The sequence below is a fragment of the Demequina ureilytica genome (assembly GCF_048553575.1).
Classification (GTDB): domain Bacteria; phylum Actinomycetota; class Actinomycetes; order Actinomycetales; family Demequinaceae; genus Demequina.
Genome location: NZ_JBLZIE010000001.1, coordinates 520473 through 526472, shown reverse-complemented (window position 1 = coordinate 526472; position 6000 = coordinate 520473). Strand labels below are relative to the sequence as shown.

Below are 6000 nucleotides of genomic sequence, written 5' to 3'. Positions count from 1 at the left end.
GCCGGGCCACCTTATGGTGGCCCCCCCCTTCTGCGTGCGACTAGTGAGACAGACTCAGCGCTCGGTGTCCCCCGCGATGAAGGCCTCGAGCTGCACGCGGCCCTTCGAGTCCTCCATCTGGACCGGCGGCGACTTCATGAAGTAGGTCGAGGCCGACAGGATCGGCCCGCCCACTCCGCGGTCCTTGGCGATCTTGGCGGCGCGGATCGCGTCGATGATGATGCCGGCGGAGTTAGGCGAGTCCCACACCTCGAGCTTGTACTCGAGGTTCAGGGGCACCTCGCCGAAGGCGCGGCCCTCGAGGCGCACGTATGCCCACTTGCGGTCGTCGAGCCACGCGACGTAGTCCGACGGGCCGATGTGCACGTTGCGCGAATCGGTCAGTCCCTTGAGGGCGCCCTCGAGGTTCGAGGTCACTGCCTGGGTCTTGGAGACCTTCTTGGATTCCAGCCGGTCGCGCTCGAGCATGTTCTTGAAGTCCATGTTGCCGCCGACGTTCAGCTGGTACGTGCGGTCCAGTGCCACGCCGCGGTCCTCGAACAGGCGGGCCATTACGCGGTGCGTGATGGTTGCGCCCACCTGGGACTTGATGTCGTCGCCGACGATCGGCACGCCCGCGTCCTCGAACTTCTTGGCCCACACGGGGTCGGAGGCGATGAACACGGGAAGGGCGTTGACGAAAGCCACGTTTGCGTCGATCGCGCACTGCGCGTAGTACTTCGCGGCCTCTTCGGAACCGACGGGCAGGTAGCAGACCATGACGTCGGCCTCGGTCTCGCGGAGGACCTGCACGATGTCGACGGGGGCATCGTCCGATTCCGTGATGGTCTCGCGGTAGTACTTGCCGAGTCCGTCGAGGGTGTGGCCGCGCTGCACCTGGATATCCGTCTTGGGGACGTCGCAGATCTTGATGGTGTTGTTCTCGGAAGCCTCAGTGGCCTCGACGAGCTCCTTGCCGACCTTGAGCGAGTCGACATCGAATGCCGCCACGAACTCGATGTCCGAGATGTGGTAATCGCCGAACTGGACGTGCATGAGGCCGGGGACGGTCTCGCCGTCCTGGCGGTCCTTGTAGAACTCCACGCCCTGAATGAGCGACGTGGCGCAGTTTCCGACGCCGACGATGGCGACCTTCAATGCGGCCATGATTACTCCTTAGTTGTTGCCCGCGGAAGCGGATCGGTTGGTGTCTCCGCGGGGCGCGGATCGTTCGTTCTCGATGAGTCGGTCGAGCCATTCGACCTCCCGCTCGACCCGTTCCAGGCCGTGGCGGTGCAGTTCAGTCGTGTATGCGTCGTGGCGTTCGCGCACGCGCTGGAGCCCTTCCGAGACCTCTTCCAGGCGCTCGGCGAGGCGGGATCGGCGGCCCTCGAGGATGCGCAGGCGTGTCGCGGAGTCGGTGCGCTCGAACATCGAGAAGCGCACGTCGAACGCGTCGTCGTCCCACGAGGATGCGCCGGAGCTGGCGAGCTCCTCCTCAAGACGAGCCTTGCCGGCCTCGGTCAGCTGGTACGAGATGCGCGAGCGCTTGGAGGCCGCGGCGCGGATCACGCTGTCATCACTGTCGTCGGTGGCGATGAGCCCCGCCGCGACCATGCGCTTGAGACCCGGGTAGAGCGAGCCATAGCTGAGCGCGCGGAACGGGCCGAGCTCGCTGCCGAGCCGCTTGCGGATCTGGTACCCGTGCAGCGGCTGCTCGGAGAGCATGCCGAGGATTGCCAGCGACAGCACGTCGGTCTTGGCCACGGGCACTCCTCTCGTCATGGTCGTTCCTCATCCGGCCGATGCGGTTGTCGCCTCAGCGGCAAGGTCCGGCTGGTCAGGCGATTAACATAGCAGCAGGTTGTATCGACACGATACATCGCAAGACGAGTTTTCGCGCGGCACGCCACGAATGGAGGGTGCCGCGCGTTACTGAACTGACCACCGCATCGGCCGCATCCAAGCGCCAGTGCGACGGCGGGCCGCGACACGCGCCCGCCCCGATCTGCCTAGGGTGATGGATTGTGACTGAATCGAGCCGTCCGAACGGACAGAAGCCGCAGCGCAGGAGCACGCGCACCCCCACGGGGCCGCAGCCCACGCGCTCATCCACCGGCGTGCAGCGCACCAATGCGAGCAAGTCCGCGCCCGCCAACGGCATCCCGCCGTGGAGCGCCACCGGTCAGCCGGCGCGCAAGGGTTCCGGGACTGCGGCGTCTTCCGCCGGAGCCAAGTCGAACGCCAAAGGCGGGGGCAAGGGCGGCGGCGGAGGAAAGGGCCGCGGCGGCAAGCGCTCCAAGCGCGCCGACCAGCCACGCTGGAAGCGATGGCTGCGCCGCATCGGCTTCGGGGCGCTCATCGCGGGCCTGGCGGTCGCGCTGATCGGCATCATCGCCCTGGTCATCAAGTACACGAGCCTCGAGGTTCCTGAGCCCGATGACTTCGCGCAGGCGCAGGCCTCCGCCTTCTACTATGCCGACGGCGAGACCGAGATCGGACGGCTCGGGGTTGCGAACCGTGAGGTGGTCGAGTTCGGCGAGCTGCCGGATCACGTGGGCAACGCGGTGGTCGCTGCGGAGGACCGCAGCTTCTGGACCAACCCCGGCATCGACGTGGTGGGCATGACGCGCGCGCTGTTCCGCACCGTGGTGATGAATGAGCAGCAGGGCGGCTCGTCGATCACCCAGCAGTACGTGGAGCGCTACTACGTGGGCGAGACCACCACCTCCATCCCCGGCAAGATCGAGGAGACACTCCTGGCGCTCAAGATCGACCAGGAGCAGTCCAAGGAGGAGGTGCTGGGCAACTACCTCAACACCATCTACTTCGGCCGTGGCGCCTACGGCATCCAGGCCGCGGCGGATCAGTACTACGGCAAGCCGGCCGCAGACCTCACGCTGTCCGAGTCCGCGATGCTGGCGGGCATCATCCCCGCACCCAGCAACTGGGATCCGCGGATCGACCCCGAGCGCGCCGAACAGCGGTGGAACTATGTGCTCGACGGCATGGTCGACGCCGAGTTCCTCACGCAGGACGAGCGCGACGAGTTCACTGAGTTCCCCGAGCCCATCGAGTACCAGAACGACGATGTGTACGAGGGCACCGAGGGTTACATCCTGCGCGCCGCCATGGACGAGGTGGCCGAGCGCAGCGGCGTCTCCACCGAGGAGATCGAGTCGCTGGGGTACCGGATCATCACCACCATCGTGCCGGAGCACCAGACCGCCGCGGAAGAGGCGGTCGCCCAGATGCCGGAAGACCACGCCGACAACCTACGGGTGGCCGCGCTGACCATGGATGCCGAGTCAGGCGCCGTCACCTCGATGTACGGGGGCCCCGACTATCTCGAGATCCAGCGCAACGCCGTCACCCAGGACGTCGCGCAGGCGGGATCGACGTTCAAGCCCTTCGCGCTCATCGGCGCACTCGAGCGCGGCATCAGCCTGGACACTCAGTTCGTGTCCAACCACGAGATGGAGTTCGAGGGCTTCGACAGGCCCGTGCGCAACTTCGGGGAGGTCGACTACGGCAGCATCGACCTGGTGCGCGCGACCCAGAGCTCGGTGAACACCGCGTACGTCCAGCTGGGCCTGGAGATCACCCCCCAGGTCGTGATGGACACCGCGATCGCCGCAGGAGTCCCGGAGGACACGCTGGGGCTCGAGGCGAATCCGTCGAACGTGCTCGGCGACGCGTCGCCGCACGCCATCGACATGGCGGCGGCCTACGCGACCATCGCGAGTGGTGGTGTGCGCAAGGAGCCGTACCTGGTGCAGACCGTGACGGACTCCTCTGGCGACCTCGTCTACGAGCACGAAGTTGAGGGTGAGCGCGCATTCGACGAGGACGTCATCGCGGACACCACGTATGCGATGCAGCAGGTCGTGGAGAACGGGTCCGGCGAGTTCGCGAACCAGATCGGCCGTCCTCTCGCGGGCAAGACCGGAACCTCCAACGAGAACCGCTCGGCCTGGTTCGTGGGGTTCTCGCCGCAGATCGTCGGTGCCGTGTCGCTCTACCAGGTCGGCGAGGACGGTGCCGCGGAGCAGATCACTCCGTTCGGTGGCTTCTCGCAGATCACGGGTTCGACCATTCCCACACGCGTATGGACCTGGATGATGGAGCCCATCCTCGAGTCGATGGAGGTCGTGGACTTCCCGCCGCGCGCCAACGTGGGCGAGCGGCTGAACCCGCCGCCCCCGCCGCCCGAGCCAGAGCCCACCCCGACTCCCACGCCGACTCCCACGCCGACTCCCACCGAGACGGAGCCGGAGCCGGAACCTGAGCCGGAGGAGCCCGAGCCTGAGCCGACGCCCACTCCGACTCCCACCGAGACGGAGCCTGAGCCGACGCCCACGGTCACTCCAGAGGAGCCCTAGGCTCCCCCGTTGCGTCCTGGAGGGACATGGGTGCACGAGGAACGCGAGATTCCGCGCTCATGTCCCTTCAGCGCGCCGGCATCCGGCCGATGCGCGCGCTGGGTACGGCTTAGCGCTTCAGCAGGCGCTTGAGGCGCAGCGCGAGGGTGAGGGCTCGGTAGCGCAGGGGTTTGACGGCCACGTCCCACGCGCCGTCCACCTCCACCTCGTCTGCGAACTGGCGCTTGAAGTCGCCCACGCTCTTCAGCTGCGGCGCCCGGTCCGAGTCGACCCCCATGAGGTCGTACTTCGTCACGCCCTCTGCCTTCAGCACCCGCATGACGTGCCAGCGCAGCAGCATCACTGCGTTGGTGCCACGGGCCTCGTGATTCGCGCCGGCGTAGTAGCTCATCGCCTTGCCGTCGTAACTGGTGACGATGACCCAGGCGACGGCGCGGCCGGGCTCGAGCGGCGCATCGGCCGTTCCGGAGTCCGTGCGACGCGCGACGAACACCCGTGCGTACTGGCCGAGCGCGGCGACCATGGCGTAGTAGGTGTCCGCGTCGTAGATGCCGAACTCATCGCGCTCGGCCGTCTCCTCGTAGATCGCGTAGAGCTCGCCGAAGGCCTCGCGAGTCAGTCCGGACTCGTCGGTGAGCTCGAAGTTGTCGTCCCGCAGCGCCTTGCGGATTCCCGTGCGGCGGCGCTTGGCGAACGACGCGAAGATGTCGTCCTCGTCCGGCGTCAGGTCGATGACGACGGTGCGGTCGTAGGTGACGGTCTGCAACAGCTCGTTCAGGTCGGCCGCGCGGTGGCGAGCGTGGATGCGCGCGAACACGATGTGCGGCGCCTCGGCCGCGATGTACGCGCGCAGGGCGAGCCGCAGGGCGCGCTCGGCTCCGGGCGTCTGGTCAGCGATCCAGATCGGCCCGTGCTTGGCCCACAGGTACTGGAAGCCGCGGCCGGCATACTCGGTGAGCGCGATCACGGCCACCGGCCTGTCGCCGTCCATGATCGCGAGTCGCCGCCAGAACGAGCGCGCGGGGACGGACTCGTCGTAGGCATCCCACGCCGGGGACTGCTCGATCGGCACGGGCTCCCCGGACCCCTTGGCCAGTTCCAGAAACTGGTCGTCGGAGACCTCTTCCACGCGCATCTTCCGTCTGTTGCTCACCCCGCCCACGCTACCTGTGGACAACCATTCCCCCGCGACGCCCACGCACGGTATCCTTGTCGCTGGCCCTCCCGCCCCTATGGCGAGCGGGTCGCAGGCATCAACCCTCCTGCCACGGAACGTCCGTGGCCGCATTAGTCCAGAGGAGGTGGGTATTCGATGCGTCAGTACGAAATGATGGTCATTCTCGACCCAGAGGTCGATGAGCGTACGGTCGAGCCATCGCTCGACAAGTACCTGAAGGTGATCACAGGAGACAGCGGCACCGTCGACAAGCTCGACATCTGGGGCCGCCGTCGCTTGGCTTACCCGATCAAGAAGAAGAACGACGGCATTTACGCGGTGATCAACTTCACCTCGGAATCCGCCACGGCCAAGGAGCTCGAGCGTCAGCTCAGCCTCAACGAGTCGATTCTTCGCACCAAGCTGCTGCGCCCAGAAGCCAAGTAGCGCCTCTCCCGACTGCAACCGAACACGACACGACAC

General features: G+C 66.8%; 5 protein-coding genes. 2 read left to right on the top strand and 3 right to left on the bottom strand.

The genetic code is table 11. From position 1 onward, the window contains the following. Positions 1-54: 54 nt before the first annotated feature. Positions 55-1146, bottom strand: coding sequence for an inositol-3-phosphate synthase (locus ACNI3K_RS02360; RefSeq protein ID WP_419390252.1), 1092 nt, complete (start codon positions 1144-1146; stop codon positions 55-57). A gap of 9 nt (positions 1147-1155) precedes the next feature. Next, complete coding sequence (locus ACNI3K_RS02355) at positions 1156-1764, bottom strand: PadR family transcriptional regulator (RefSeq protein WP_419390251.1); 609 nt, start codon at positions 1762-1764, stop codon at positions 1156-1158. A 242-nt stretch (positions 1765-2006) separates the two neighbouring features. Here ACNI3K_RS02355 and ACNI3K_RS02350 point away from each other — a divergent pair, with 242 nt between their 5' ends. Next, the gene (locus ACNI3K_RS02350; protein WP_419390250.1) at positions 2007-4361 is read left to right on the top strand and encodes a transglycosylase domain-containing protein; all 2355 of its coding nucleotides are present in this window, start codon (positions 2007-2009) and stop codon (positions 4359-4361) included. Positions 4362-4470: 109 nt separating this feature from the next. Here ACNI3K_RS02350 and ACNI3K_RS02345 read toward each other — a convergent pair whose 3' ends face one another. Further along, the gene (locus ACNI3K_RS02345; RefSeq protein WP_419390249.1) at positions 4471-5514 is read right to left on the bottom strand and encodes a lipid II:glycine glycyltransferase FemX; all 1044 of its coding nucleotides are present in this window, start codon (positions 5512-5514) and stop codon (positions 4471-4473) included. A gap of 159 nt (positions 5515-5673) precedes the next feature. On the opposite strand from ACNI3K_RS02345, the gene rpsF reads away from it, so the two are divergent. Continuing rightward, complete coding sequence (gene rpsF, locus ACNI3K_RS02340; protein ID WP_419390248.1) at positions 5674-5964, top strand: 30S ribosomal protein S6; 291 nt, start codon at positions 5674-5676, stop codon at positions 5962-5964. The last annotated feature ends 36 nt before the right edge of the window (positions 5965-6000 follow it).